Source organism: Candidatus Brevundimonas phytovorans, from assembly GCA_029203145.1.
GTDB lineage: Bacteria > Pseudomonadota > Alphaproteobacteria > Caulobacterales > Caulobacteraceae > Brevundimonas > Brevundimonas phytovorans.
The window spans coordinates 699,110-723,638 of the sequence record CP119309.1 but is presented as its reverse complement, the minus strand read 5'-3'; the positions used below and the strand labels follow the sequence as shown (position 1 = coordinate 723,638).

18 protein-coding genes are annotated in these 24,529 nt (G+C 68.1%); 14 read left to right on the top strand and 4 right to left on the bottom strand.

Translation table 11 applies throughout. From position 1 onward, the window contains the following. Window positions 1-111: 111 nt before the first annotated feature. Together P0Y52_03440 and P0Y52_03435 are read left to right on the top strand one after the other, a co-directional pair. On the top strand, window positions 112-2,649 hold the full coding sequence (locus P0Y52_03440) for a TonB-dependent receptor (protein ID WEK58602.1): 2,538 nt from the start codon (window positions 112-114) through the stop codon (window positions 2,647-2,649). A gap of 77 nt (window positions 2,650-2,726) precedes the next feature. Next, window positions 2,727-3,986 (top strand): histidine-type phosphatase, encoded by a 1,260-nt coding sequence (locus P0Y52_03435; GenBank protein ID WEK58601.1) that lies wholly within the window; start codon window positions 2,727-2,729, stop codon window positions 3,984-3,986. A 59-nt stretch (window positions 3,987-4,045) separates the two neighbouring features. On the opposite strand, the gene iolG (P0Y52_03430) is transcribed toward P0Y52_03435, so the two are convergent. Together iolG (P0Y52_03430) and iolG (P0Y52_03425) are read right to left on the bottom strand one after the other, a co-directional pair. Next, entirely contained in the window at window positions 4,046-5,026 is a 981-nt protein-coding gene (gene iolG, locus P0Y52_03430; GenBank protein WEK58600.1) for an inositol 2-dehydrogenase, read from the bottom strand. A gap of 13 nt (window positions 5,027-5,039) precedes the next feature. Further along, complete coding sequence (gene iolG / locus P0Y52_03425) at window positions 5,040-6,041, bottom strand: inositol 2-dehydrogenase (GenBank protein ID WEK58599.1); 1,002 nt, start codon at window positions 6,039-6,041, stop codon at window positions 5,040-5,042. 152 nt (window positions 6,042-6,193) lie between these two features. Between iolG (P0Y52_03425) and P0Y52_03420 the strand changes: the two genes are divergently transcribed. From P0Y52_03420 to P0Y52_03380, 9 genes are all read left to right on the top strand, one after another. Beyond that, window positions 6,194-7,087, top strand: coding sequence for a MurR/RpiR family transcriptional regulator (locus tag P0Y52_03420; protein ID WEK58598.1), 894 nt, complete (start codon window positions 6,194-6,196; stop codon window positions 7,085-7,087). Window positions 7,088-7,179: 92 nt separating this feature from the next. Then, the gene (gene iolC, locus P0Y52_03415; protein WEK58597.1) at window positions 7,180-9,123 is read left to right on the top strand and encodes a 5-dehydro-2-deoxygluconokinase; all 1,944 of its coding nucleotides are present in this window, start codon (window positions 7,180-7,182) and stop codon (window positions 9,121-9,123) included. Between the two features lie 2 nt (window positions 9,124-9,125). After that, complete coding sequence (gene iolD / locus P0Y52_03410; GenBank protein WEK58596.1) at window positions 9,126-10,964, top strand: 3D-(3,5/4)-trihydroxycyclohexane-1,2-dione acylhydrolase (decyclizing); 1,839 nt, start codon at window positions 9,126-9,128, stop codon at window positions 10,962-10,964. After that, complete coding sequence (iolE, locus tag P0Y52_03405; protein WEK58595.1) at window positions 10,961-11,851, top strand: myo-inosose-2 dehydratase; 891 nt, start codon at window positions 10,961-10,963, stop codon at window positions 11,849-11,851. Before iolD ends, iolE begins: the two co-directional genes overlap by 4 nt. Further along, window positions 11,851-12,678, top strand: a complete 828-nt coding sequence (gene iolB, locus P0Y52_03400; protein ID WEK58594.1) for a 5-deoxy-glucuronate isomerase — start codon at window positions 11,851-11,853, stop codon at window positions 12,676-12,678. Before iolE ends, iolB begins: the two co-directional genes overlap by 1 nt. A 4-nt stretch (window positions 12,679-12,682) precedes the next feature. Next, on the top strand, window positions 12,683-14,188 hold the full coding sequence (locus P0Y52_03395) for a CoA-acylating methylmalonate-semialdehyde dehydrogenase (GenBank protein ID WEK58593.1): 1,506 nt from the start codon (window positions 12,683-12,685) through the stop codon (window positions 14,186-14,188). A 197-nt stretch (window positions 14,189-14,385) separates the two neighbouring features. Further along, window positions 14,386-15,732, top strand: coding sequence for an MFS transporter (locus P0Y52_03390; GenBank protein WEK58592.1), 1,347 nt, complete (start codon window positions 14,386-14,388; stop codon window positions 15,730-15,732). Window positions 15,733-15,741: 9 nt separating this feature from the next. After that, entirely contained in the window at window positions 15,742-16,545 is an 804-nt protein-coding gene (locus P0Y52_03385) for an inositol monophosphatase family protein (protein WEK58591.1), read from the top strand. 4 nt (window positions 16,546-16,549) lie between these two features. Beyond that, window positions 16,550-18,025, top strand: coding sequence for an alkaline phosphatase D family protein (locus P0Y52_03380; GenBank protein ID WEK58590.1), 1,476 nt, complete (start codon window positions 16,550-16,552; stop codon window positions 18,023-18,025). Here the strand turns inward: P0Y52_03380 and P0Y52_03375 are convergent. Next, the gene (locus P0Y52_03375) at window positions 17,991-20,051 is read right to left on the bottom strand and encodes a TonB-dependent receptor (protein WEK58589.1); all 2,061 of its coding nucleotides are present in this window, start codon (window positions 20,049-20,051) and stop codon (window positions 17,991-17,993) included. The two genes, P0Y52_03380 and P0Y52_03375, sit on opposite strands and share 35 nt — an antisense overlap. Before the next feature lie 108 nt (window positions 20,052-20,159). Between P0Y52_03375 and P0Y52_03370 the strand changes: the two genes are divergently transcribed. The 3 genes from P0Y52_03370 to P0Y52_03360 are packed head-to-tail and all read left to right on the top strand — an operon-like array spanning window position 20,160 to window position 22,494. Next, window positions 20,160-20,486, top strand: coding sequence for a PepSY domain-containing protein (locus P0Y52_03370; GenBank protein WEK58588.1), 327 nt, complete (start codon window positions 20,160-20,162; stop codon window positions 20,484-20,486). After that, entirely contained in the window at window positions 20,483-21,148 is a 666-nt protein-coding gene (locus P0Y52_03365) for a response regulator transcription factor (GenBank protein ID WEK59437.1), read from the top strand. Before P0Y52_03370 ends, P0Y52_03365 begins: the two co-directional genes overlap by 4 nt. Further along, window positions 21,148-22,494, top strand: a complete 1,347-nt coding sequence (locus tag P0Y52_03360) for a HAMP domain-containing sensor histidine kinase (protein ID WEK58587.1) — start codon at window positions 21,148-21,150, stop codon at window positions 22,492-22,494. The genes P0Y52_03365 and P0Y52_03360 overlap by 1 nt, the downstream gene beginning before the upstream one ends. Here the strand turns inward: P0Y52_03360 and P0Y52_03355 are convergent. Then, window positions 22,488-24,509, bottom strand: a complete 2,022-nt coding sequence (locus P0Y52_03355; protein ID WEK58586.1) for a TonB-dependent receptor — start codon at window positions 24,507-24,509, stop codon at window positions 22,488-22,490. The two genes, P0Y52_03360 and P0Y52_03355, sit on opposite strands and share 7 nt — an antisense overlap. Between the last annotated feature and the right edge of the window lie 20 nt (window positions 24,510-24,529).

The following is a 24,529-nucleotide window of genomic DNA, read 5'->3' as shown; positions in this document are numbered from 1 at the left end:
AGAGATTTTCCAAATGACTTGCAAGATGGAATGTTTGTTCGTAGCCTCGTTCTCATAAGCCGCCCTGCATCCGTTGCCGGATGAAAATGGACGGCGCGGGGAGAGGGAAATATGCGCGCCTATCGTCAAATGGCCTTGAAGGCCGTCTTGCTTTCAACCTGTCTGCTAACCCCCGCCGCGGCGTGGGCGCAAAGCGCCGATCAGGCGGCCACGACGATCGACGAGATCGTCGTCACGGGCCGCCGCGCCGCAGACCGCGCCGCACTGGAAAACAAGCGCCGCTCCGACAATCAGGTCGACGCCGTGCGCGCCGACGACGTGGGCCGCCTGCCCGATCAGAACGTGGCCGAGGCCCTGCGCCGCCTGCCCGGCCTGTCCACCTCCAACGACATGGGCGAAAGCCGCTATCTGACGGTTCGCGGCGTTTCGCCCGATCTGCTGAACGTCACCCTGAACGGCCAGACGGCGCCTGCGCCCGAGCCGGACGGTCGCCAGGTCAAGCTGGACGACATTCCCTCGGCCCTGATCGGCTCTGTCACCGTGGTCAAGACCCTGACGCCCGATCTGGACGCCAACGCCATCGCCGGTCAGGCCAATATCGTCACCCTGACCGCCTTTGACCGGAACAAGACCTTCGGCACCCTGCGCGCGGCCTATGGCTACAACGAACTGGCGGACGACAATCCCTATGAGTTCGACGCCAGCTACGGCACGGTCTTCGGTCAGAACCGCCAGTTCGGCATGGTGCTGGCGGCCAACTTCTCCGAGCGTTTCATCGCCGCCGAGAACCTCCAGGGCGGCGAAGGCCGGATCGAGGTCAACGGCAATGAGGTGCCTGAAGAATTCACCATCCGTCCCTACACCACCAACCGCAAACGCACCGGGGCGGTCGCCAATTTCGACTGGCGGCCGAACGACGACGCCAAGATGTTCCTGCGCTTCCTCTATTCCAAATATGAGGACGCCGAGACCCGCGACAACTTCTCGGTGGAACTGGACGAAGACGACACCATCTTCTCCAACACCACCCCGACCAGCGGCGACTTCGCTGACGCCGACGCCAATCGCCGTGTCCGCACCCGCGCCGAGAACACCGACACCTTTACTTCGTCGATCGGCGGGGCCTGGACCTTCGGCGAAAGCGAACTGAATGTCGAAGGCACCTATTCCCGCGCCAACAAGCGCGACCCGCGCCGCGACGAATGGGAGTTCAAGACCGGCGGCCTGTCGGGCTCCTACGACCTGAGCCAGGACCTCTACATCTTCAATCCAGAAGCCGCAGCCTATGACCCGTCCGCCTATGAGGCCGACAGCGTCAGCTATGAAAGCCGCGAGGCGGTCGAGGACCTGTATCAGGCCCGCATCGACTATCGGATGCCGCTCAACTTCGGCGACGGCTCCTCGATCAAGGTCGGCGCCAAGTATATCAGTCGCAAGAAAACCAACGACGCCAACGCCGTCACCTATGACTACGAGGGCGACAGCCTGACGCTGGACCAGGTCGCGGGCCGGACGATCGACAGCATCTATGACGGTCGCTATCGGTTCGGGCCAACCGTCAGTCAGGACCTGGCCGACGCCTATTTCGCCGCTAATCGCGCTGATTTCGAGATCGACGACGAGGCCACCATCGGCGACAGCCTGGCCGCCGACTACGACATCAGCGAAACCATCACCGCCGCCTACGCCATGGCGACGCTGAAGTTTGATCGCTGGACCTTCATCCCCGGCGTTCGCGTCGAGCACACCCAGGGTGAGTTCGCCGCCAAGAGCATCACCGACACCTCGACCCTGGATCAGGGCTTCGACGTCTTCGGCAAGCGGGAATACACTGACTGGTTCCCCGGCCTGAACGTCCGCTACGACGCATCGGACAGCCTGGTTCTGCGCGGCGCGATCACCACCGCCATCGGGCGCCCCAACTACGAGGACCTCGCCCCCTATGTGATCGTCAACACGGGCGATGAGGAGGTGGCAGTCGGCAACCCCGACTTGCAAGCGCTGGAATCGGTCAACTTCGACCTGGCGGCGGAATATTATCTGGGCCGCTCGGGCGTGCTGTCGGTCTCGGTCTTCCGCAAGCAGATCGAAAATCCGATCTTCTTCTCGACCCAGGACCTGACCGACGTCACCTATGCCGGCATCTTCCTGACCGACGCAGAGGTCACGACCCCGGTCAACGCCGACAAGGCCGAGGTCAACGGCATCGAGTTCAACTTCCAGTCCGAACTCGACTTCCTGCCGATCAAGGGCTTCAGCGGCGGTGTCAACCTGACCCTGGTGGATTCCAAGGCCAGCGGCGTTCCAGGCCGCGACGACGAGGTGCCGCTGCTGACCCAGTCGGACAAGGTGGCCTCGGCCCAGCTCAGCTACGAGCGTGGCGGCTTTTCGGGACGCGTGGCCTACACCTATCGGTCCGCCTACCTCGACACCGTGGGCAGCGAGGCGTCCGAAGACCTTTATGTCGACGACTTCAACCAGTGGGACGCCCGCGTGGCCTACAAGATCAACGACCGCGCCTCGATCTCGCTGGAAGCCTCCAACCTGAATGACGAACCGCAACGCTTCTTCGTCGGGCGACGCGACCGCATCGCCGAGAATGAGCGCTACGGCTACTCGCTGCGCGCTGGCGTTCAACTGACCTTCTAGGAACCGCTCTAGCATCTCCTGAGCGACAACTCGCGGCGGTCCCTCCTGGGGCCGCCGCTTCTTTTTGAGGTTCTGCCATGAGGATGAGTTTCCCTGCCGCTGCGCTGGCGGCGTCAGCACTGCTCAGCGCCTGTGCCACCACCCAGATTGCGGCCACCGCGCCATCGCACGAACCCCATCTGGAGCGCGTGGTCATGCTGATGCGCCACGGGGTGCGGCCGCCGACCAAGGCCGCCGTGACCCCGCCCGGCGTGGCGGCTCAGGCCTGGCCCGCCTGGTCCGTCGAATGGGGAGAGCTGACGCCGCATGGCTATGACGCGGTGCGGCTGCTGGCCCAGTGGGACCGACGCCATTGGGTCGATCAGGGCCTGCTGCCCGCCGAGGGCTGTCCCGCCGCCGGTCAGGTGCATCTGGCCGCCAGCTCCAAGTCGCGCACCCAGGCCACGGCCCGCGCCCTGGCCGAAGGTCTGGCGCCCGGGTGTCCGCTGGAGGTCGAGTTCCCCGCCAGCCCCGCCGATGACGCCGAGTTCCACCCGCTGGACGCCGGCGCGGTCGCCATAGATCCTGATCTGGCCCTGGCCGCGCAGATGGCCCTGGCCCCGGCGGGCGGACTGGAGGCTGAAATGACGCATCAGGCGCCAATGCTGAAACGGCTCAGCGCGGTTCTGGGCTGCTGCACGGTCGAGGTCTGCGCCGAACAGGCCCTGCCCGCCGGATGCGATCTGTCGCAATGGCCGCAGACCCTGACCCGCAACGACGAAGACCGCGCCGATCTGGCCCCGCCGTTAGGTCTGGCCTCGACCGTGTCCCAGACCTTCCTGCTGGAATATCTGGAGGGCAAGCCGATGGATCAGGTCGGATGGGGCCGCGTCAGCCGCGACGACATCGAGGCCTTCCTGAGCTTCCACACGCTGAAATTCTATTATGAGGGCCGCGCCCCCTATGTCGCCGCCCGCGCCGCCTCGCCTCTGGCCCGGCGGATGCTGGACGCGCTGGAGAACGGCCCGGCCCTCACGGTTCTGGCCGGGCATGACACCAATATCGCTGATCTGGGCGGGATGCTGGACCTGCACTGGAAAGTGCCCGGCTATCCGGCCGATAATCCGCCGCCCGGTGGCGCTGTGGGCTTCGAGCTGTGGCGTGACGCGGCGGGGCAAGGCGCCGTTCGCGCCTTCTACCGCGCCCAGACCATGGATCAGGTGCGCGACCTGCGGCCCCTGACCGGGGACGAACAGGCGGCCTTCCAATATATCCTGATCCCCGGCTGCGACGCGCCTTGCCGGCTTGAGGACTTCGACCGCCTGGTACGCTCGCGGCTGATCGCCTCCCGCCCATGAAAAAGCCCGACCGGCGGCCGGCCGGTCGGGCCTGAACTCAGGCGGATGTCTGGCTGGCGTCACGCCAGCCTGACCACCTCGCCCGTCTGAACCGACCGTGCGGCCGCTTCGGCCAGGGCCAGGGCCGCGACGCCGTCGGCGTAGCCGACCGAGGGCTTGGCCCCATCCAGAATGTCGGCGAAATGCTCCATCTCGCTGCGATAGGCCTCAGCGTAGCGATCGAGGAAGAAGTTCTGGAACCGATCCGCCGAGGCGCCCGCCTCGTTCCAGACCTGGACCGTGGACTCCAGCACATTGTCAGCCCGCACCATGCCGCCCGAGGCGAAGGCCTCGATGCGCTGGTCATAGCCAAAGCCGGAGCGGCGGCTGTTGGAGATGACGCACAGCCGACCCGACGCCGTCTTCAGCACCGTGCGCGCGGTGTCCACGTCGCCCAGCCTGCCGATCTCGGGATCGACCAGGCAACTGCCGAAGGCGAAGACTTCGACCACCTCTTCGCCCAGGATCCAGCGCGCCATGTCGAAGTCATGGATGGCCATGTCCTTGAACAGGCCGCCGGACACGGCGACGTAGGACGGCGGCGGCGGCGACGGGTCGTTGGAGGTGATCTGCAGGCTTTCCAGCACCCCGATCCCGCCGCCGTCCAGCCGCGCCTTCACCGCCTGGAAGTTGGGATCGAAGCGCCGGTTGAAGGCCAGCAGCATCCGCGCGTTCTTCAGGTCGGCCTCGGCGCCGCGCGCCCGCTCCAGATCCTGATCGATCGGTTTCTCGCAGAATATGGCCTTGCCCGCGCGGGCGGCGCGGACACTGTAGTCCAGGTGGGTGTCGGTCGAGCTGGCGATAATGACCCCGGCGATGGAGGGATCGTTCAAGGCCTCATCCAGCGACAGGACCGGCACCGACCATTCGCCCGCCAAAGCCTCAGCAGCGACCGCGACGGGATCCACGACCCCCGCCAGTGTGATCCGGCCGTTCAGCGCGGCGTTGCGTCCGTGAATGCGGCCGATCCGGCCGGCGCCGATCAGGGCGACCTTGTGCATGAAATCCACTCCCTCAAAATCTGACAGGGCGGCCCGTCCGCACGGACAGGTCGCAGGCTTCGGCCAGGGCCAGGGCCTGCAGCCCCGCCTCATAGCCCACGGCGGGTTCGTTCATGCCGTGAACCACCCCGGCGAAATGATCCATCTCGGCGCGATAGGCCCCGGCATAGCGTTCCAGAAAACCGGGCAGGATCGGCGTGCCGGTCAGCCCCGCCTCGGTGGCGACCTGAACCGTGTCGCCCGCCACGTTGCCGGCGGCGACCATGCCCTTCGAGCCAAAGGCTTCGATCCGCTGATCATAGCCATAGCCGCTGCGACGCGTGTTGGAGATGACGCACAGCCGCCCCGACGCCGTCTTCAGCAGGGTGCGAGCCGTGTCCACATCACCCTGACGCCCGATCTCGGGATCAACGAGGCAGGAGGCGGTGGCGAAGACCTCGACGATCGGTTCGTCCAGCAGCCAGCGCGCCAGGTCCAGATCGTGGATGGTGAAGTCCTTGAACAGGCCGCCGCTGGTCGGGATGAAGCCCGGCGGCGGGGCGGCGGGGTCGTGATTGGTCAGATGCAGGCTCTCCAGCCGCCCGACCGCGCCCGCCTCCACCCGCGCCTTCAGCGCGACGAAATGGGGATCGAATCGCCGGTTGAAGGCCAGCATCAGCCGCGCATCCTGCAACGCCGGCCCCGCCGCTCGCACCTTCTCCAGATCCAGATCCAGCGGCTTCTCGCAGAAGACCGCCTTGCCCGCCGCGACCGCCGCCAGCACATGATCCAGATGCTGGTCGGTCGAACTGCAGACCAGAACCGCGCCAATCGACGGGTCCGCCAGCGCCTGTTCCAGAGCGACGACCTCGGCCCCGAAAGGCTCGGCCAGACGCCGGGCGTTCACGCCTTGACGGTCCACGACATATTTCAGCGTCAGCCCCGGATGGCGGGCGGCGTTGGGACCATGGATCGAGCCCATGCGCCCGGCCCCGATCAGGGCCACGTCGATGGCCGTCTGGAATGTCCGTTCCACGTCGCCCTCCCGCGCGGTTCGAGGCCGAAACATCATAGAATATTCGTTCTGTCTATCCATGAAATGGAATTTTCAAGGAGCGACGTTTCATTCCATTGAGGGCGAAGGCGGCGAGCGCTAGATTGTCGCTGAACAACCTCGACGGGACTGCGATGACCGACACCCCTACGCCGCCCGACACGGCTGAAGAACTGCGCGCCGCCATCCTTGAGCGTTACGAATCGCTGAGCAAGCGCTTGCAGCAGATCGCCCGCTATGTGCTGGACGAACCCAACGCCGTGGCGCTGGAGACCCTGGCGGTCCTGGCGGATCGCAGCGGCGTCCAGCCCTCGGCCATCGTCCGCTTCGCCAAGACCTTCGGCTATGACGGCGCCACCCAGATGCAGCGCCTGTTCCGAGACGGCCTGCTGTCGGGGGCTGCGGCCCTGGGCTACAGCGAGCGGGTCCGCCAGTTCTCTGAAACCGTGGACGGAAGCGCCGTCGGCGACCCGGCCCAGGTCCTGGCCGAGTTCATCGAGGGCAACACCCTGGCCCTTCAGAACCTGTCCGAGATCGTCTCGGCCAAGGACATGGCCGCCGCCGTGGCCATGATCGACCAGGCCGACACCGTCTATGTGGCGGGCTTCCGCCGCTCCTTCCCGGTCGCGGCCTATATCGCCTACTCCCTGCATCAGGTGGACAAGAAGACCCTGTTCATCGACAGCGTCGGCGGCATGACCCGCCAGCAGGTCCACGCGATTTCCGACCGCGACCTGCTGATCGCCGTCAGCTACCACCCCTATGCCGAAGAGGCGGTCGAGTTGATCGAGGACGCCGCCGATCGCGGCGCCGCCGTTCTGTCGATCAGCGACAGCCTGGTCAGCCCGGTGGCCAAGCCGGCCGACCTGGTCTTGCAAGTGCGCGAGGCCGAGATTCGCAAGTTCCGTTCGCTGTCCGCCTCCATGTGCCTGGCCCAGGCCCTGGTGATTTCCTACGCCTTCGCCGCCTCGCAGACCGAGAAAGCCCCGCCTGCACAGCGTCCGGCGCGAAACCGCACGACAGAATGAAACATCTGTTGCGAAAGTTCCATCGCTAGAATATACGTTACATATCGACCGCACGGGGCGGGCGAGTGTTGCATGGCGAAAGACGGTCCCGAATGGCGGCTGCCCCTCCTCGGCTTGATCTGATCACGGTGGGCCGGTCCTGCGTGGACCTGTACGGCCAGCAGATCGGCGGGCGGCTGGAGGACATGACCTCCTTCGCCAAATACGTGGGCGGCAGCCCCACCAACACCGCCGTCGGCGGGTCGCGCCTAGGGCTGAACACCGGCCTTCTGACCCGCGTCGGCGCCGACCATTTCGGCCGTTTCATCCGCGAACAGCTGGCGCGCGAGGGCGTCGCCGTCGACGGGGTGATCGAGGACCGCGAGCGACTGACGGCCCTGGTCTTCCTCGGCATCCGCGATCCCGACACCTTCCCCCTGATCTTCTATCGCGAGAACTGCGCCGACATGGCGCTGGTCGCCGACGACGTGGACGCAGCCTTTATCCAGTCGGCCGGCGCGGTGCTGATCAACGGCACCCACCTGTCGCAATCGGCCGTGTTCGACGCCTCGATCCGCGCCTGCGAACTGGTCAAGGCGGCGGGTGGTCGGGTGGTGTTCGACATCGACTACCGCCCCGTCCTGTGGGGGCTGACCGGCAAGGACATGGGCGAGAACCGCTTCGTCGCCGACGCCGCCGTCACCGCCCGCCTGCAACAGGTCCTGCCCCTGTGCGACCTGATCGTCGGCACGGAAGAAGAAATCCACATCCTCGGCGGTTCGACCGACACCCTGACCGCCCTGCGCGCCATCCGCGAGCGCAGCCCGGCCCTGCTGGTGTGCAAGCGCGGGCCTGACGGCTGCTCGGCCTTCCCCGACGCCATTCCCGCCAGCCTGGACGACGGGATCGTCGGGCGCGGCTTCCGCGTCGAAGTCTATAATGTGCTGGGCGCTGGCGACGCCTTCATGGCCGGCTTCCTGCGCGGCTGGCTGCGCGACGCCCCGCTAGAGACCTGTTGCGAATACGGCAACGCCTGCGGCGCCATCGTCGTCTCTCGTCACGGTTGCGCCCCGGCCATGCCGACCTGGGAGGAGCTGCAGATGTTCCTCAGCGGCGTGGAACGTCCGTTCCGTCTGCGCGAGGACGCGGAGCTGGAACACATCCACTGGGTCACCACCCGCGCCGCTGTGCCCGACGAACTGACGGTCCTGGCCATGGACCACCGCAGCCAGTTCGAGGACCTGTGCCGCAAGGTCGGCGCCGATCCCGAACGCATCCCCGCCTTCAAGGCCTTGGCCCTCAAGGCCGTGGACCGGCTGGCGCAGGGCGACCCGCGCTTCGGCGTCCTGCTGGACGGCCGCTTCGGCATGCGTGGTCTGGAAGCGGCGGCGGACCATCGCTACTGGATCGGCCGTCCCATCGAACTGCCCGGCTCGCGTCCGCTGGAGTTTGAAAGTTCAGCCGACGTGGCCACCGAACTGGCGACCTGGCCCGCCAATCATGTGGTCAAATGCCTGGCCTTCTATCACCCCGAGGACACCGCCGAGATGCGCGAACGGCAGGAGCGCCAGTTGCTTCGGCTTCAGGACGCCTGCCGCAAGACCGGCCATGAACTGCTGGTCGAGATCATCGCCTCCGGCCTCGGCGACATCGACGCCCAGACCATCGCCCGCACCATCCAGCGCCTCTACGACCTGGGCATGAAGCCCGACTGGTGGAAGCTGGAGCCGACCGAGGACCCCGCCGCCTGGGTCAATGTCGAGACCACGATCCGCGCCAATGATCCCCACTGCCGGGGCGTGCTGCTGCTCGGTCTGTCGGCGCCGCAAGACGCCCTGATCGCCTCGTTCGAGGCCGCCGCCGCCGCCCCGATCATCAAGGGCTTCGCCGTCGGCCGCACCATCTTCGCCGAGGCCGCCGAGCAATGGCTGACCGGGCGCATCGACGACGAAGCCGCCATCGCCGATCTGTCGGGCCGGTTCGCGGTTCTGGTCGACGCCTGGCGCGCGGCGCGTCAACGTGTCGTCCGCCCCGCCGCCTTGCAGGAAGCCGTCTGACCGTGACCACGATTCGCCTGACCGCCGCCCAGGCCGCCGTTCGCTGGCTGGCCGCGCAACACGTCGTCGTCGACGGCGTGGAAGTTCCCTATTTCGCCGGCTGCTGGGCCATCTTCGGCCACGGCAACGTCGCCGGTCTGGGCGAGGCCCTGCACGCGCACCGCGACGTTCTGCCGACCTGGCGCGCCCACAATGAACAGGGGATGGCCCACGCCGCCATCGCCTATGCCAAGCAGATGCGACGCCAGCGGGCGATGATCTGCACCACCTCCATCGGCCCCGGCGCCACCAATATGGTCACCGCCGCCGCCCTGGCCCATGTGAACCGCCTGCCGGTGCTGTTCCTGCCCGGCGACGTCTACGCCAGCCGCCGCCCCGATCCGGTGCTGCAACAGGTCGAGAGCTTTGGCGACGGCACGGTTTCGGCCAACGACTGCTTCCAGCCCGTGTCGCGTTATTTCGACCGGATCACCCGGCCCGAACAGATCATGGACGCCCTGCCCAAGGCCCTGGCGACCCTGCTGGATCCCGCCGCCTGCGGCCCGGCCACCGTGGCCTTCTGTCAGGATGTTCAGGCCGAGGCCTTCGACTATCCCGCCGCCTTCTTTGATCGCCGCGTCTGGCGCGAGCGCCGTCAGCCCGCCGACGCGGGCGAAATCGAGGCCCTCATCGCCGCCATCAAGACGGCGAAACGCCCGCTGATCGTGGCCGGCGGCGGCGTCCTCTACAGCCGCGCCGAAATGGCGCTGGCGCAGCTTTCCGAGGCCGTCGGCCTCCCCGTTGCCGAAACCCAGGCGGGCAAGGGTTCCCTCGCCTGGACACACCCGAACGCGCTGGGATCCGTGGGCGTGACCGGGTCGAGTTCGGCCAATGCGGCGGCCTCGGAAGCAGACCTCATCATCGGCATAGGCACGCGCCTGGCCGACTTCACCACCGGCTCGCGCAGCCTGTTTCCTGACCGACGCCTGTTCCAGATCAACCTCCAGCCGTTCGACGCGCACAAGCATGGCGCCGAGCCGGTCGTCGGCGACGCCCGCGTGGTCATCGAGGCCCTGATCGACGCCCTGTCGGGCTGGCGCGCGCCCAATGCCGAGCGCCACGGCGCGGCGGTGACGGAATGGAACGCGGCCGTCAAAGCCGCCACGGCGTCTGAGCCCGGCCATACCCTGCCATCGGACGCCCAGGTCATCGGCGCCGTGCAGCGCGCGGTGGGCGAGGACGCGGTCGTGGTCTGCGCCGCCGGCGGCCTGCCCGGCGAACTGCACAAGCTGTGGCGCACGGCCCGGTCCGGCGGCTACCACCTGGAATACGGCTTCTCCTGCATGGGCTACGAGATCGCGGGCGGGCTGGGGGTCAAGATGGCCGAGCCGGACCGCGAGGTCGTCGTCATGGTCGGCGACGGCAGCTATCTGATGATGAACTCGGAACTCGCGACCTCGGTGATGATGGGCCAGAAGCTCATCGTAACCCTGCTCGACAACAGAGGGTTCGGCTGCATCAACCGCCTGCAACAGGCCACCGGCAGCCCCGGCTTCAACAACCTTCTGGCCGACAGCGCCCACCAGACCCTGCCCCTGATCGACTTCGCCGCCCATGCCCGCAGTCTGGGCGCCGAGGCCGAACACGTCGCCGATCTGGCCGGGTTCGAGGCCGCCATGGCGCGCGCCCGCGCCGCCGACCGCTCCTATGTCGTGGTCATCGACACCGACCCGCTGAAGACCACCGAGGCCGGCGGCTGGTGGTGGGACGTCGCCGTCCCCGAGGTGTCCGACCGCTCGCAAGTCAACGCCGCGCGCGCCGATTACGACGCCGGCGTCCGCATGAAGAGAGACCTGTCATGACGATACGCTGGGGCGTCAGCCCGATCGCCTGGGCCAATGACGACATGCCCGAACTGGGCGGCGACACGCCGCTGGACAGCATCCTGGCCGACATCCGCGACGTGGGCTTCGAAGGCGTCGAACTGGGCGGCAAGTTCCCGCGCGACGCGGCGACGCTGAAGCCATTGTTGGACTCCTATGGCCTGGACCTGATCGGCGGCTGGTATTCCGGCTCCCTGCTGGTTCAGGACGCCGACGCCGAGATCGACGCGCTTCAGGACCATCTGCGCCTGCTGAAGGCCATGGGCTCGTCGGTCTTTGTCTTCGCCGAGACCTCGAACGCCGTCCACGGCGACCGCCGGGTTCCCCTGACCGGCGCGCCCCGACTGGCTCCGCGTGACTGGAAGATCTTCGGCGCCCGCCTGACCGACGTGGCCGACTATGTGAAGTCGGAAGGGCTGAAGTTCGCCTATCACCACCACCTCGGCACCGTGGTCGAGACCGCCGCCGATGTGAACGCCTTCATCAACGCCACCGGCCCCTCGGTCGGCCTGACGCTGGACACCGGCCACGCCGCCCTGGGCGGGGTCAACGCCCTGGCCATCATCCGCGACCACCCCGGCCGCGTCGCCCATCTCCACTGCAAGGACGTGCGCTGGGAGACCTTCACCAAGCAGAAGTCGCGCGGCTGCAGCTTCCTCGACGGCGTGCTGGCCGGGATGTTCACCGTCCCCGGCGACGGCGGCATCGACTACGCCGAGGTCATGCAGGCGCTGAAGCGCATGGACTACTCCGGCTGGATCGTCATCGAGGCGGAACAGGACCCGTCGGTGGCCGAGCCGCGCACCTATGCCGACCTGGGTCTGAAGACGCTGAAGGCCCGCGCCGCCGAGGCGGAGCTGGTCTGATGTCGGGCTTGCGCGTCCGGCCCCACGCCCCCGCCGCCGACGGCGCGGTGCTGGAGGTCACGCCTGAAAGCGCCGGCTGGGACCATGTGGGCTTCAAGGTCGTGCGCCTGAACGACGGCCAGACCCACAGCGGCGGTCAGGCGGGGCGCGAAGCCTGTCTGGTGATCGTCGCCGGAACCGCCAACATCACCGCGGGCGACGCCGCCTTCGGCTCTGTCGGCGGCCGCGCCACTCCGTTCGAGGATCGGGCGCCGGGCGCCGTCTATGTCCCCGCCGGGATGGCCTATGCCGTCACCGCACGCGGCCCGGTCGAGCTGGCCGTCTGCACCGCGCCGGGCGCCGGGCTGGGCGCCCCCCGCCTGATTGCGGAAACGGATATGCCGCGCGAGGTTCGCGGCGCCGGGACCAACACCCGCCACGTTCGCAACATCCTGCCCGAGACCCAGCCCGCCGAAGGCCTGCTCGTGGTCGAGGTCATCACCCCCGGCGGCCACTGGTCCAGCTATCCCCCGCACAAGCACGACACCGCCTCGCCCGCCGAGGAAACCGCGCTGGAAGAGACCTACTATCACCGCCTCAACCCGCCCCAGGGCTTTGCCATCCAGCGCGTCTATACTGACGATCGCAGTCTGGACGAGACCGTCTCGGTCGAGGACGGAGACGTGGTCATGGTGCCGCGCGGCTATCACCCGGTCGGCGCGCCGCACGGCTACGACCTCTATTATCTGAACGTCATGGCGGGTCCGAAACGCCACTGGATCTTCCGCAACGACCCGGCTCACGACTGGATCGCCAAAGCGGCCGTCCCGCCCCCTCCCAAGGACTAGAACCATGCGCCCCATCGAACATTTCATCGGCGGCCAGACGGTCGTCGGCGCTTCCGGCCGCTTCGGCGACGTCTTTGATCCCAACACCGGCCAGGTCCAGGCCCGCGTCCAGTTGGCGACCCTGTCCGAACTGGATCGGGCTATCGAGAACGCCGCCGCCGCTCAGAAAGGCTGGGCCGCCACCAATCCCCAGCGCCGCGCCCGCGTCATGTTCGAATTCAAACGCCTGCTCGAAGTTCACATGGACGAGTTGGCCCACCTGCTGTCGTCCGAGCATGGCAAGGTCATCGCCGACTCCAAGGGCGACATCCAGCGCGGGCTGGAGGTGATCGAGTTCGCCTGCGGCATCCCCCACCTGCTGAAGGGCGAATACACCCAGGGCGCCGGGCCGGGCATCGACGTCTTTTCGGCGCGGCAGGCCCTGGGCGTGGTGGCCGGGATCACCCCCTTCAACTTCCCCGCCATGATCCCGATGTGGATGTTCGGGCCGGCCATCGCCTGTGGCAACGCCTTCATCCTCAAGCCCTCGGAACGCGATCCATCGGTGCCGGTGCGTCTGGCCGAACTGATGATGGAGGCGGGCGCTCCCGCCGGTATCCTGAATGTGGTGCAGGGCGACAAGGAGGTGGTCGAGGCCATCCTGAAGCACCCGACCATCAAGGCCGTCAGCTTCGTCGGCTCGTCCGACATCGCCCAGTCGGTCTTCGCCCTGGGCGCCGCCCACGGCAAGCGGGTTCAGGCCATGGGCGGGGCCAAGAACCACGGCGTCGTCCTGCCTGACGCCGATCTGGATCAAACGGTGGCCGACCTGATCGGGGCCGCCTACGGCTCTGCCGGCGAACGCTGCATGGCCCTGCCGGTCGTCGTGCCGGTGGGCGAGGAGACGGCCGAGCGTCTGCGCGCCAAGCTGCTGCCCGCCATCGAGGGCCTGCGCGTCGGCGTCTCGACCGATACTGAAGCCCACTACGGCCCCGTCGTCTCGGCGGCGCACAAGGCGAAGATCGAGAGCTATATCCAGATGGGCGTCGACGAGGGCGCCGAACTGGTGGTCGATGGGCGCGGCTTCGCGCTGCAAGGTCATGAGGCCGGCTTCTTCCTGGCCCCCACTTTGTTCGACCGCGTCACGCCGACGATGAAGTCTTATCAGGAGGAGATCTTCGGTCCCGTCTTGCAGATCGTCCGCGCCGCCAGCTTCGAGGAGGCGCTCGCCCTGCCCAGCGCCCACCAATACGGAAACGGCGTCAGCATCTTCACTCGCAACGGCGACGCGGCGCGCGAGTTCGCCGATCAGGTCGAGGTCGGCATGGTCGGCGTGAATGTGCCGATCCCGGTGCCGGTCGCCTATCACAGCTTCGGCGGCTGGAAACGCTCGGGCTTTGGCGACCTGAACCAGTATGGTCTGGACGGCGTGCGCTTCTACACCCGCACCAAGACCGTGACCCAGCGCTGGCCCAAGTCGGTCGGCGGCACGGTGACGGATCAGAGCTTCGTCATCCCCACCATGCGCTGAAGCGGATCCCTGCAGTCCAAACGCCTCGATGGCTCCGCTGTCGAGGCGTTCATGCATCCGGCGCATCGCAACGACTGCGAAATTTCATTGGAATAGAATATAGAATTATCCTTCCAATGCGGTCGGCCCTCCCCTAGTCTGGATTTCAACGAGACCGTCGCATCGACGCTGGTCCGCTCATCATGGGAGGCGGCCACATGGCCCGAGGACTGCTGCGCTTCTTTGCGACCGGGGCGGACAAGCCCGAGATCGGCGACGCCGCCACGGTCTCCTCGCTGTTCCATCGCCACCGCTTCCGCGTGATGCTGGCCATCACCCTGGGCTATGGCCTGATCTACACCTGCCGGCTGGCGCTGGGGGTGGTGAAGAAGCCGCTGATCGACGCCGGAGTCTTCACCCCGACCGAACTGGGCCTGATCGGATCGGCCCTCTTCTACACCTATGCCATCGGCAAGCTGACCAACGGCTTCCTGGCCGACCACGCCAATATGAAGCGGTTCCTGGCCTTCGCCTTTCTGGCCACGGCCATCTGTAACCTGCTGATGGGCTTCACCACCACCGTCTGGGCCGCGGCGCTTCTGTGGGGGCTGAACGGGTGGTTCCAGAGTTTTGGCGCCCCGGGCGGCGTGGTCGCCATGACCAACTGGTTCTCCAATCAGGAACGCGGCCGGGCCTATGGCGTCTGGAGCACGGCCCACTCCATCGGCGAGGGCCTGACCTTCCTGGTGGTCGGCTCTCTGGTGGCCGCTGCCGGTTGGCGCTGGGGCTTCTGGGGTCCCGGCGTGCTGGGCGTGGCCACGGCCCTGGGCTGCTACCTGCTGATCCAGGATCGGCCGCGCACCCTGGGCCTGCCCGCCGTCAACGACTGGAAGCAGGACAACTACAACGAAGCGCCCAAGCCCGGCATCAAGTCGGTGCTGGGCCTGCAACTGTCCATCCTCAAGCTGCCCGCCATCTGGGTCCTGTGCCTGGCTTCGGCCACCACCTATGTCACCCGCTACGCCATCAACTCCTGGGGCGTCCTCTATCTGCAGGAGGCGCGCGGCTTCTCCCTGCCCGCCGCCGGTACCCTGCTGATGATCAGCACGCTCGCTGGCATCGCTGGGGCTATCGGCTTCGGCTTCATCTCCGACAAGTATTTCGCCGCCCGTCGTCCACCGGTGAACCTCATCTTCGCCGTCATCGAGATCGCCGGGCTGGCCCTCTTCTTCTGGGGCCCCAACACCATGCCGGTCATGGTCTTCTCCATGCTGCTGTTCGGCATGGGGCTGACGGGTCTGGTCACTTCGCTGGGCGGTTTGTTCGCCGTGGACATCGCGCCCAAGCGCGTGGCCGGCGCAGCCATGGGGGTCATCGGCATCTTCAGCTACATCGGCGCCGCCCTTCAGGAACAGATTTCGGGCTTCCTGATCGAGCGCGGCATGACCGTCGTGGGCGAGGTCCGCACCTATGACTTCGGTCCGGTCATCTGGTTCTGGATCGGCTCTTCCGTGATTTCCATGCTGCTGGCCGCCAGCCTGTGGCGCACCCGCCTGAGAGACTGAGTTCGCGCCATGATTGATCCCTCCGAAGACCTGAAGGCCATGATCGAGGCGGCCAAGACCGCCGGCGCCGGGCTGGAACGCCACTTCGCCCAACTGGCCCAGCTGACGGTGCGCTCCAAGACCGGTCCCGCCGACATGGTCTCCATCGCCGACGAGGAGGCCGAGGCCACGGCGCGCGGCATCCTGGCTCGCGCCCAGCCCGCCTACGCCTTCCTCGGCGAGGAAGGCGGCGTCGGCGGCGGCGACGACCAGAGCCAGCAGTGGATCGTCGATCCCCTGGACGGCACCACCAACTTCCTGTTCGGCAGTCCGCTGTGGGGCGTCAACATCGCCCTGGCCCGCGAGGGCAAGGTGGTGGCGGGTGTCACCTATATCCCCGTCCTGAACGAGCTCTATGTCGCGGAAACCGGCAAGGGCTGCTGGCTGAACGGCGGGCGGGTGCAGGTGTCGAACCGGAGCGCCCTGGTCGAATCCGTCCTGGCCTGCGGCATCCCCTTTGCGGGCAAGCCGGATCACCCGGTCTTCGCCCGCGAGATGGCCCTGCTGTCCGCCGACGTGGCGGGCATCCGCCGCACCGGAGCCTGCGCCGTGGACATGGCCTGGGTCGCCGCAGGGCGCTGGGACGCCTACTGGGAGCGCTGCCTCAACGCCTGGGACATGGGGCCTGGCGTCATCCTGGTCGAGGAAGCGGGCGGTCGCGCCACCGGCGTAGACGGCGGGCCGCTGGACCTTCACGCCGGCCATGTCTGCGTCTCCAACGGCGGCGTCCATGATGTCCTGATCGATCGCCTGAACACCGCCCTGAAGGAGTGAGCGCATGACCCCTATCCTGACCGCCGGTCGTCGCGGCTTCCTCGGCGGCGTGGCCATGGCCGCCCTGCTGGGCGCGGCCCCGCGCGCCCTGGCCGAGGCGCTTGGCTATCCTCGCGCCCTGCAAGGCCCGATGGTCGGCGCGCCGGGACCGGGCCATTTCACCGTCTGGGTGCGAGCCTCGGGCGCCTTTCCAGTGTCGCTGGAATACGCCACGGACCGCGACTTCCGTCAGGTGCTGCAAGGTCCGACCCTGACCGCCCGCGCCGAGGATGACTGCTGCCTGACCTTCCGCGTCGAGGGGCTGAAGCCTGACACCGACTACTGGTACCGGCTGAAGTACGACGGCCAGCAGGACCGTTTCCAGTTCGCGCCCAACCGCACCCGCACCGCGCCGGACGGCCCCGCCGCCTTCCGCGTCGCCTTCGGCTCGTGCTGCCGGATCCAGTACGACGCCGATCAGCCGATCTGGAACGCCGTGCGCGGCCTGGACCCCGACCTCTTCTTCTGGCTGGGCGACAACATCTATGGCGACAGCGATCAGCCCGCCGCCCTGATGGACCTCTATGGCCGTGGGCGTGTGGTCGAGCGCCTTCTGCCCCTGCTACGCTCGACGCCGCAACTGGCCATCTGGGACGACCACGACTTCGGCTACAACGACTCCGACGGTCGCAGCCCGTTCAAAGCCGCCTCGCTGAACGTCTTCAAGAAAGTCTGGGCCAACCCCGCCTATGGCGAGGCCGACAATCCCGGCGTCTATTTCAAACAGGCCTATGGCGGGGTCGACTTCTTCTTCCTCGACGGCCGCTACCACCGCGACCCGACCACCCAGACCGACGACGCGGCCAAGACCGTCCTCGGCGCCCGCCAGAAAGCCTGGCTGAAGCGCGAACTGAAGGCCTCGCACGCGCCGTTCAAGGTGCTGGTCTCCGGGGGCGGCTTCTCGTCGGCCGAGAACGAAAAGGGCGGCGACAGCTGGGGCGTCTATCTGACCGAGCGCAACGAGATCTTCGACTTCATCCGCGACCAGAGCATCGGCGGCGTGGTCTGCATCTCGGGCGACAGCCACATGGGCGAGTTGAACTGCATCCCCCGTTCCGAGGTCGGCGGCTACGACATCTATGACATGTGTTCGTCGCCCTTGGCCCAGATGCCGGCCAACAAGAACACGCGTCAGGCGCCCGAGGTCCGCATCCGCGATACCTGGACGCGCAGCGTCAATGTGGGCCTGATGCGCTTCGACCTGACCGGCCCCACGCCGACCCTGACCTATACCCTGCACGACGTTCAGGGCGAGGCGGTCTGGGACGAGTTGGTGCTGACACCCGCCGACCTGACCAATGGCGTCAAGACCTGGGATCAAAAGGCTGATCCAGAAGAACTTCGTCGACTGGAACGCTTCAAGGCCGGGGGCGGCTACTACGGCTTCGACGCCCCCGAGGGCTGGCCTAGCCGCCCATACTACGGCGCAAGGTCAGGCTGACGTAGCCCGGCGAGCGGCGTTCGCGTCGCTCGATCTCTTCCAGCGCGCCGGTCGCACGCGGGCCGTCGTACTTGTCGCGCGTCTCATGAAAGTCGCGACCGAACAGGTCCGTCGCCTCGGCCCGCAGCCGCCAGCGGTCGCCCATCCGTCGCTCGGCGAAGATCGTCCATCCCAGGTCCTCGGAGCGGCGCCGCACGTCGTCAAAGCGATAGCGGGTCTTGCGCTCGGCGATGTGCTCAACCGTCACGCCCCAGTTCATCCGCCACTGCGGCATCGCCTGGGTAAAGGCCACCTCGCCCTCGACCGGCTTCTCTTCCGAAATGTCGCGCGCCTCGCCAGTGACCGGATCCGTGACGCGGCTGGTGCGCCACAGCATGGATGCGCGCAGTTGCCCGCCCCTGATCCCCAACCGGTCCAGCGGCGTGTTCAGATCGATCGCCAACGTGTCGCGCCGGCCGTCACCGATATTGCCCGGCGCGTCGAACACAGCGTCGTCGGTCACGATCAGCACCCGGTCCACCACATCGCTGATCTGATCATGGGTCCAGGTCAGGGTCAGGGAGGCGTCGTCCCAGAAGCTGCGCTCCCAGGCCGCGGAAAAGCGCCAGCTCTTGTCCGGCTCCAGCGCCGCATTGCCGACCGCGACCACCCCGGTGGACAGGGAGGCCGAGGCGACGAACTCGCCAAAGTCCAGCTGTCCTACCTCGCGCGACACGGCCAGTCGCAGTTGGTTCTGCGCGTCCATGTCCCAGGTCAGGGCCAGACGCGGCTTGGCGTAGGTGAAGTCGCGTTCCAGCGGACTGTCGCCGGTCTGGGTGATGGTCGAGCCCTCGACCCGCAACCCTGCCTCGACAATCACCGCCTCGACCGGGGTCCAGGTCGCGCCGAGCGAACCCTCGATCCGCCGCTCTTCGATGCGCACATCGGAGCCGGGCAGGAAGACCGGCGCGCCGTTCTCCTGCAGCCGCGCCTCGCTTTCGAGGAAGTTGAACGCCCCCTCCAGCCCGGCCGACAGCGACAGCTGGTCCGAGCGGCGGTGGGTCAGGTCGATCCGGGCGATGCTCTCGCCGGTACGGGTGGTTTCATCAAAGCTCTCGCTGTCGGCGCCCTGTTGCGACTTCTCATCGCCGCTCAGCCGCCCCAGGCGCTGGCTGGCCAGAGCCTCCAGCGTCGTCGCCGTCCCGAGGCTGCGTTGATAGCGCGCGCCCAGTTCGCCCTCGATGAATTCCTCGCGCGCGGCGACGTCTTCACGGTCGTCGGCGTCGTCCAGCGACTGGATCACCGTATCCGCCCGCGCCCGATCGCCGCGCACCGCCGCCGTGACGTTGAAACGGCCTCCGGCCAGAGGCTGCGTCCAGTTGGCGGCGACCTCGGCCGCGTGCTGGACCTTGCGCGTGTCTTCGTGGAAGCGCTCGGTCACTGCGCCGCCGGGCGTCTCGGTCCAGATCGGGCCGTCGCCGCTGTCGTCGTCGAAGTCCGGCTCCAGCTTGGCCGACAGCTCCAGCGACCGCGCGCCCCAGCGCCGCGTATATTGCGCCTGTCCGCTGGGCGAGAACCAGCCGTCAGTCGAAGACAGGGCGCCGATCTCGACCATGCCTTCGGCGTCGACCACGTGCCTGCGCACCACATTGGCCAGGACCGCATAGCCGCCCATGTCGACGCCGCCGGCCCCGCCCCGGATCAGTTCGATCCGCTCAACCGTTCCCGCCGGAATGCGCCGCAACAGGTCCGATACGTTCTCGCGCTTGCTGGCGGGCCGCACCCCGTCGATCAGGACATTGCCCTGCGCGCCGGAATAGCCGCGCACATCGGCGTCCGGCTCGACCAGAGCAAAGCCCGGCGTCCGGTCCAGCATTTCCCGCGCGCTGGCCGGGGCCGAGGCGGCGAACGCGCTGGCGGGATAGGCCGTGACGCCGGTCGTTCCATCAGGCGCCGTCTGCGCCGAAGCCGCCGCTGCGCCAAACAGCAGGACCGCGGCGGCGACGCCGCTCATCAGCACGGCTTGGGTCTGGATGTTCGATCGCATGGCGGCCCCTCTCAACGTCAGAGCCACAGCCTTAGGCCCGCCTTCCTGACAGGCGGGCGCGGCAAACCGTCAGCCTGTTGTCAGCTTGGCTGCGGCAGGGTGGCCGCCATGAAACCCAACGGTCTTTCCCGGCGCCATGCGCCCCTCGCCCTGCTGGCCGGCCTGATGGCCCTGGCGCCCGCCACCGCCGCCCTGGCGGAGGACGACGACCACGTCGCGGCCCGCGGAGCGCTGCGACGCGGAGAGATCCTGCCCCTGACCCGCATCCTGGCGATCGCCCAGCGCGCCGAGCCCGGCGACGTCATCGAGGTTGAACTGGATCGACACCGCGAAGGTTGGCGCTACAAGGTAAAGGTGCTGACGCCCGCCGGACGGGTCCGCAAACTGCGGATCGACGCCCGCACCGGCGTCGTTCTGGAGGTCAAGGACGACTGATGCGCTGTCTCGTCGTCGAGGACGATCCCGATATTCAGGCCGACCTGAAGCGCGCCATCGAGGCCGCGGGTTTCATCGTCGATGTCGTGTCTGACGGCGAGGCCGCCTGGTATGCAGGCGACGTCGAGGACTACGCCATCGCGGTTCTGGACCTGGGCCTTCCGCGTCTGGACGGGCTGTCGACGCTGCGCCGCTGGCGCGCGGCCGGCCGCGCCTTCCCCGTCCTGATCGTCTCGGCGCGCGGCGCCTGGACCGAAAAGGTCGAGGGCATCGAGGCCGGGGCCGACGACTATCTGGCCAAGCCGTTCGAGATGGGCGAGTTGATCGCCCGGCTGCGCGGCCTGGTCCGGCGTCAGGCGGGTCGCACCTCCAGCGTCATCGACATTGGCCGGCTGCGGCTCGACACCGCACGGATGAGCGCCTCGTTCGACGGCGCCCCGGCCCGCCTGTCGCCGCTGGAGTTCCGACTGCTCGACTATCTGGGCCACCAGCCCGGCCGCGCGGTTTCGGCGGGCGAACTGGCCGAGCATCTCTATGGCGTCGCCGAGACCTCGGACACCAACGCCATCGAGGCCATCGTCGCGCGTCTTCGTCGCAAGTTCGGCGGCGAGGTCATCAGCACCCGGCGCGGCTTCGGCTATCTGTTGCAGGGCGCCGACTGATGCTGCGTTCGCTGCGCTGGCGGCTGTTGCTCGGCGGCGGCGCGGCCATCCTGGTCGCCCTGATCGTCGCCTGGCTGTTCATGAGCCTGCTGTTCGCGCGGCATCTGGAACGCCGCCTGACGCTGGAACTGACCCGCGACGCCACCCGCATCGCCGCCGCCGCCGAACTGGACCCCGCCGGTCGGTTGAGCGTGACGACGCCACCCGCCGACCTCCGTTTCGACACCCCCGCCGGCGGCTTCTATTGGCAGGTTTCGACCGAGGCCCAGACCGCGCGCTCGCGCTCGCTCTGGGACGCCGCCCTGCCCCGCCCGAATGACGCGCCGTCCAGCACATGGCGGCTGCGTCGCGCCGACGGCCCCTTTGGCGAACCCGTCGCGGTGCTCGAGCGCGAAATCCGTGTCGGCGAGCAACAGACGCCGGTTCTGATCCAGATCGCCCAGGATCAGGACGAGATCGCCTCGGCCCAGGGTGAGTTCAATCTGGAGCTGGCCCTATTCCTCGCCGGGCTCTGGCTGGTGCTTCTGGCCGCCGCCTGGGTGCAGGTGCAACTAGGCCTGCGCCCCCTGGCCGACATCCGCCGCGACCTGGCCGACCTGCGCGCCAGCCCCAGCCACCGCCTGCCCTCGGCCAGGCTCAACGAGTTGCGCCCCTTGACCGAGGCGCTGAATGATCTGGTCGCCGCGCGCGAACAGGACCTGACCCAGGCGCGCGGGCGGGCGTCCGACCTGGCCCACGGCCTGAAGACCCCCCTGTCCGCGCTAAAAACCCAGAGCCACCGCCTGCGCGAGACCGGCGCCGTCGAGGCCGCCGACCGGCTGGACCGCGCCATCGACGCCATGCGCGCCACGGTCGAGGCCGAACTAACCCGCAGCCGCCTTGCCGGCCAGTCGCGCGGCGGATCGGCGCCGGTTCTGGATGTGGTCGAACAACTGGTTCAGGTGCTGGAACAGACGGAAGCCGGCGAAGCCCTGGCCTTCTCGATCGACATTCCTGACGCCCTGACCGCCCCCCTGAACCGCGATGACCTGACAGACCTGCTCGGTCCGTTGATGGAGAACGCCGCCCGCTTTGCGCGGCGTCGTGTTTCGATCACCGCCGTCGCCCACGCCAACAGCGGACTGGTCCTGGCCGTAGAGGACGACGGTCCCGGCATCCCCGTCGAACGGACCGATGTCGCAGCCGGTCGCGGCGTCCGCCTAGACGAACAGGCGGCGGGACAAGGGCTCGGCCTGTCGATCGCCCGCACCTATGCGGAAAACACCGGCGGCAGGCTGCAACTGACCCGCTCGGTTCTGGGCGGCCTTCGCGTCGAAATCTGCTGGGCGGCCGGAAGCGGTCAGTAGCTCAGCCGCAGCCCAGCACTAAGCAGGCGCGGAGGACCAAAACCTTCGACGCCGTTCCCGGTCTCCGACACCTCGACATCGACATCGAACAGGTTGTCAGCGGCCAGCCACAGCGATGCGGTGTCGCTAACCCGCCAGTCGGCGCGAACATCCGCCGTCACCGCTGCGCCCAGAACCCGGCTGTTCAGGTCGTCTTCAAAGCGCTTGCTCTCATACCGAGCGCGAGCGGTAAGCGTCAGGCGGTCGCTGGCGCGCCAGTCGATCCCGGCCGAGGCGCTCCAGATCGGGGCCTGGGCCGGGCGCAGGCCGGTCAGTTGCGGCGCCGACGTCCCGCCGTCCACGCGGGCGTCAGTGATCGACACGGCGCCCGTGAGGTCCAGCCCGCCGCGCACGGTCTGTCGGGCGCTGATCTCCAACCCTGTCGCCTCGATGGTCCCGGCGTTCTGGCGCTGACGCAATACGCCGCCGGCGGGCACAAAGCCCGCGCGGGGGAAGGTCCCAGGCCCCTCGCCGACGGTCACGTTGACGAGGGCGTCCTCGATCCGGTTCCAGAACAGGGTCGCCGTCAGGGCCGCGATCGGCCCCTCGAACGCCAGTCCCGCCTCGACGCCTTGCAGGGTCTCAGGGACCAGACCGGCGTTGGCCTCGGTCAGGTCGTTGCCAACGCGGAAGGGCCGATGCAGTTCGTTCAGCGTGGCGGGTCGGAAGCCTGAATAGGCCGCCGCCCGCGCCGCCCAGCCGCCGCCGATCATGCGCCGCGCCGCCAGACGAGCGCTGACCACCTCGCCCGAGCGTTCGGGATCGGCCTCGTCCAGCGTCGGCGCGCCGGTGGCCCGATCACGCTCCAGCCGACGCCCGTTTTCATTCTTCCAGCCGTCCAGCCGAAGACCCCCGGCGAACAGCCACGGCCCGTTCTCCAGCGAACCCTCGCCATAGACGCCCGCCACCGAGGCCTCGCCCCCGGCGATGCGGTCTCGCGTGTAGTCGCCGGCCATGTAGCGGAACAATTCGTGGGTCTCCCCCTCGTTGGAGCGAGCGTCGGCGCCGAGCTCCCATTCCAGACGCCGCCCCCACAGGCCGTCGCGGCGACCGCGCAGGGCGGCGTTCAGGCCCCAGCCTGTCGCGGGCGTCTCGTACTGGTTGTTGGCGGGGGTGGTCGTCGCCCGGTCCGCGGCGACGGCGACCGAGGTATTGGCGAAGTCGCTCTCGCGCCGCCAGGCTTGCAGCCGCCAGCCCGCCTGGTCAGCAGTAGCCTGACGCGCGACGGTGGCCGACAGCACATGGCCGCTGGCGGTCGAGCGGGCGCCCGCCAGGCCGGATCCGCGATCCTCTTCATAGGCGCCGGCGCGCAGCGACAGGGCGGCGTCGCCGAGCGGCGCATCCGCACGCAGGGACGCGCTTTTGGCCTCGAGATCCAGCGGCGTGTCCGCCGCCCCCGCCGCCACGCCGCGCACAGGCACATAGCCGTCGCTGGCCTCATACAGAACCGAGCCGGTCAGGCGCGCCGGCCCGGCGTCGACGCCGCCCGCCCCCGCCAGCCGCGCGCCGCCGCGCTCGCCTATCGAGGCGTCCAGCACCCCGCCGCGCTCGCGCTCTCTCAACTGGATCACCCCGGTCAGGGCGCCCGCGCCATAGGGCCCGGCCCCCGCGCCGCGCACGATGTCCAGACTCTCGATACTCTCGGTCGGCAGTTGCGACCAGATCACCCAGCCGCCGAAGGGATCGTTCAGCGGCACGCCGTCCAGCGTCACCAGCGTCCGACCCGCGCCCGAGGGGGCGATGGCGCGCAGGGATATACCCTGCGTCGTCGGATTGGCCGCCAGACTGGAGGTCCGCCGGAACAGGGACACCGCCGGAACCGTGGCCAGGGCTTCATCGAGCCGGGTCGAGGTCGACAGCGCCTCCTCGCCCAGACGGATCACCGAGAAGGCCGCCTCCCCCGCCGCCGGGGGAAGACGGGCGGCGGTGACAATGACATCGTCAACGGTCGTGGTTTGCGGCTGAAACTCTATCACTGAGACGTCCTTGTCGATCG

Bases quoted from the DNA above. Each gene is read 5' to 3' on its own strand.
- P0Y52_03385 (WEK58591.1), top strand. From the start codon at position 15,742: ATGATTGATCCCTCCGAAGACCTGAAGGCCATGATCGAGGCGGCCAAG.
- iolC (WEK58597.1), top strand. From the start codon at position 7,180: ATGGCGGCTGCCCCTCCTCGGCTTGATCTGATCACGGTGGGCCGGTCC.
- iolB (WEK58594.1), top strand. From the start codon at position 11,851: ATGTCGGGCTTGCGCGTCCGGCCCCACGCCCCCGCCGCCGACGGCGCG.
- P0Y52_03380 (WEK58590.1), top strand. From the start codon at position 16,550: ATGACCCCTATCCTGACCGCCGGTCGTCGCGGCTTCCTCGGCGGCGTG.
- P0Y52_03370 (WEK58588.1), top strand. From the start codon at position 20,160: ATGAAACCCAACGGTCTTTCCCGGCGCCATGCGCCCCTCGCCCTGCTG.
- P0Y52_03395 (WEK58593.1), top strand. From the start codon at position 12,683: ATGCGCCCCATCGAACATTTCATCGGCGGCCAGACGGTCGTCGGCGCT.
- P0Y52_03435 (WEK58601.1), top strand. From the start codon at position 2,727: ATGAGGATGAGTTTCCCTGCCGCTGCGCTGGCGGCGTCAGCACTGCTC.
- iolE (WEK58595.1), top strand. From the start codon at position 10,961: ATGACGATACGCTGGGGCGTCAGCCCGATCGCCTGGGCCAATGACGAC.
- P0Y52_03375 (WEK58589.1), bottom strand. From the start codon at position 20,051: ATGCGATCGAACATCCAGACCCAAGCCGTGCTGATGAGCGGCGTCGCC.
- P0Y52_03390 (WEK58592.1), top strand. From the start codon at position 14,386: ATGGCCCGAGGACTGCTGCGCTTCTTTGCGACCGGGGCGGACAAGCCC.
- iolG (WEK58600.1), bottom strand. From the start codon at position 5,026: ATGCACAAGGTCGCCCTGATCGGCGCCGGCCGGATCGGCCGCATTCAC.
- P0Y52_03360 (WEK58587.1), top strand. From the start codon at position 21,148: ATGCTGCGTTCGCTGCGCTGGCGGCTGTTGCTCGGCGGCGGCGCGGCC.
- P0Y52_03440 (WEK58602.1), top strand. From the start codon at position 112: ATGCGCGCCTATCGTCAAATGGCCTTGAAGGCCGTCTTGCTTTCAACC.
- P0Y52_03420 (WEK58598.1), top strand. From the start codon at position 6,194: ATGACCGACACCCCTACGCCGCCCGACACGGCTGAAGAACTGCGCGCC.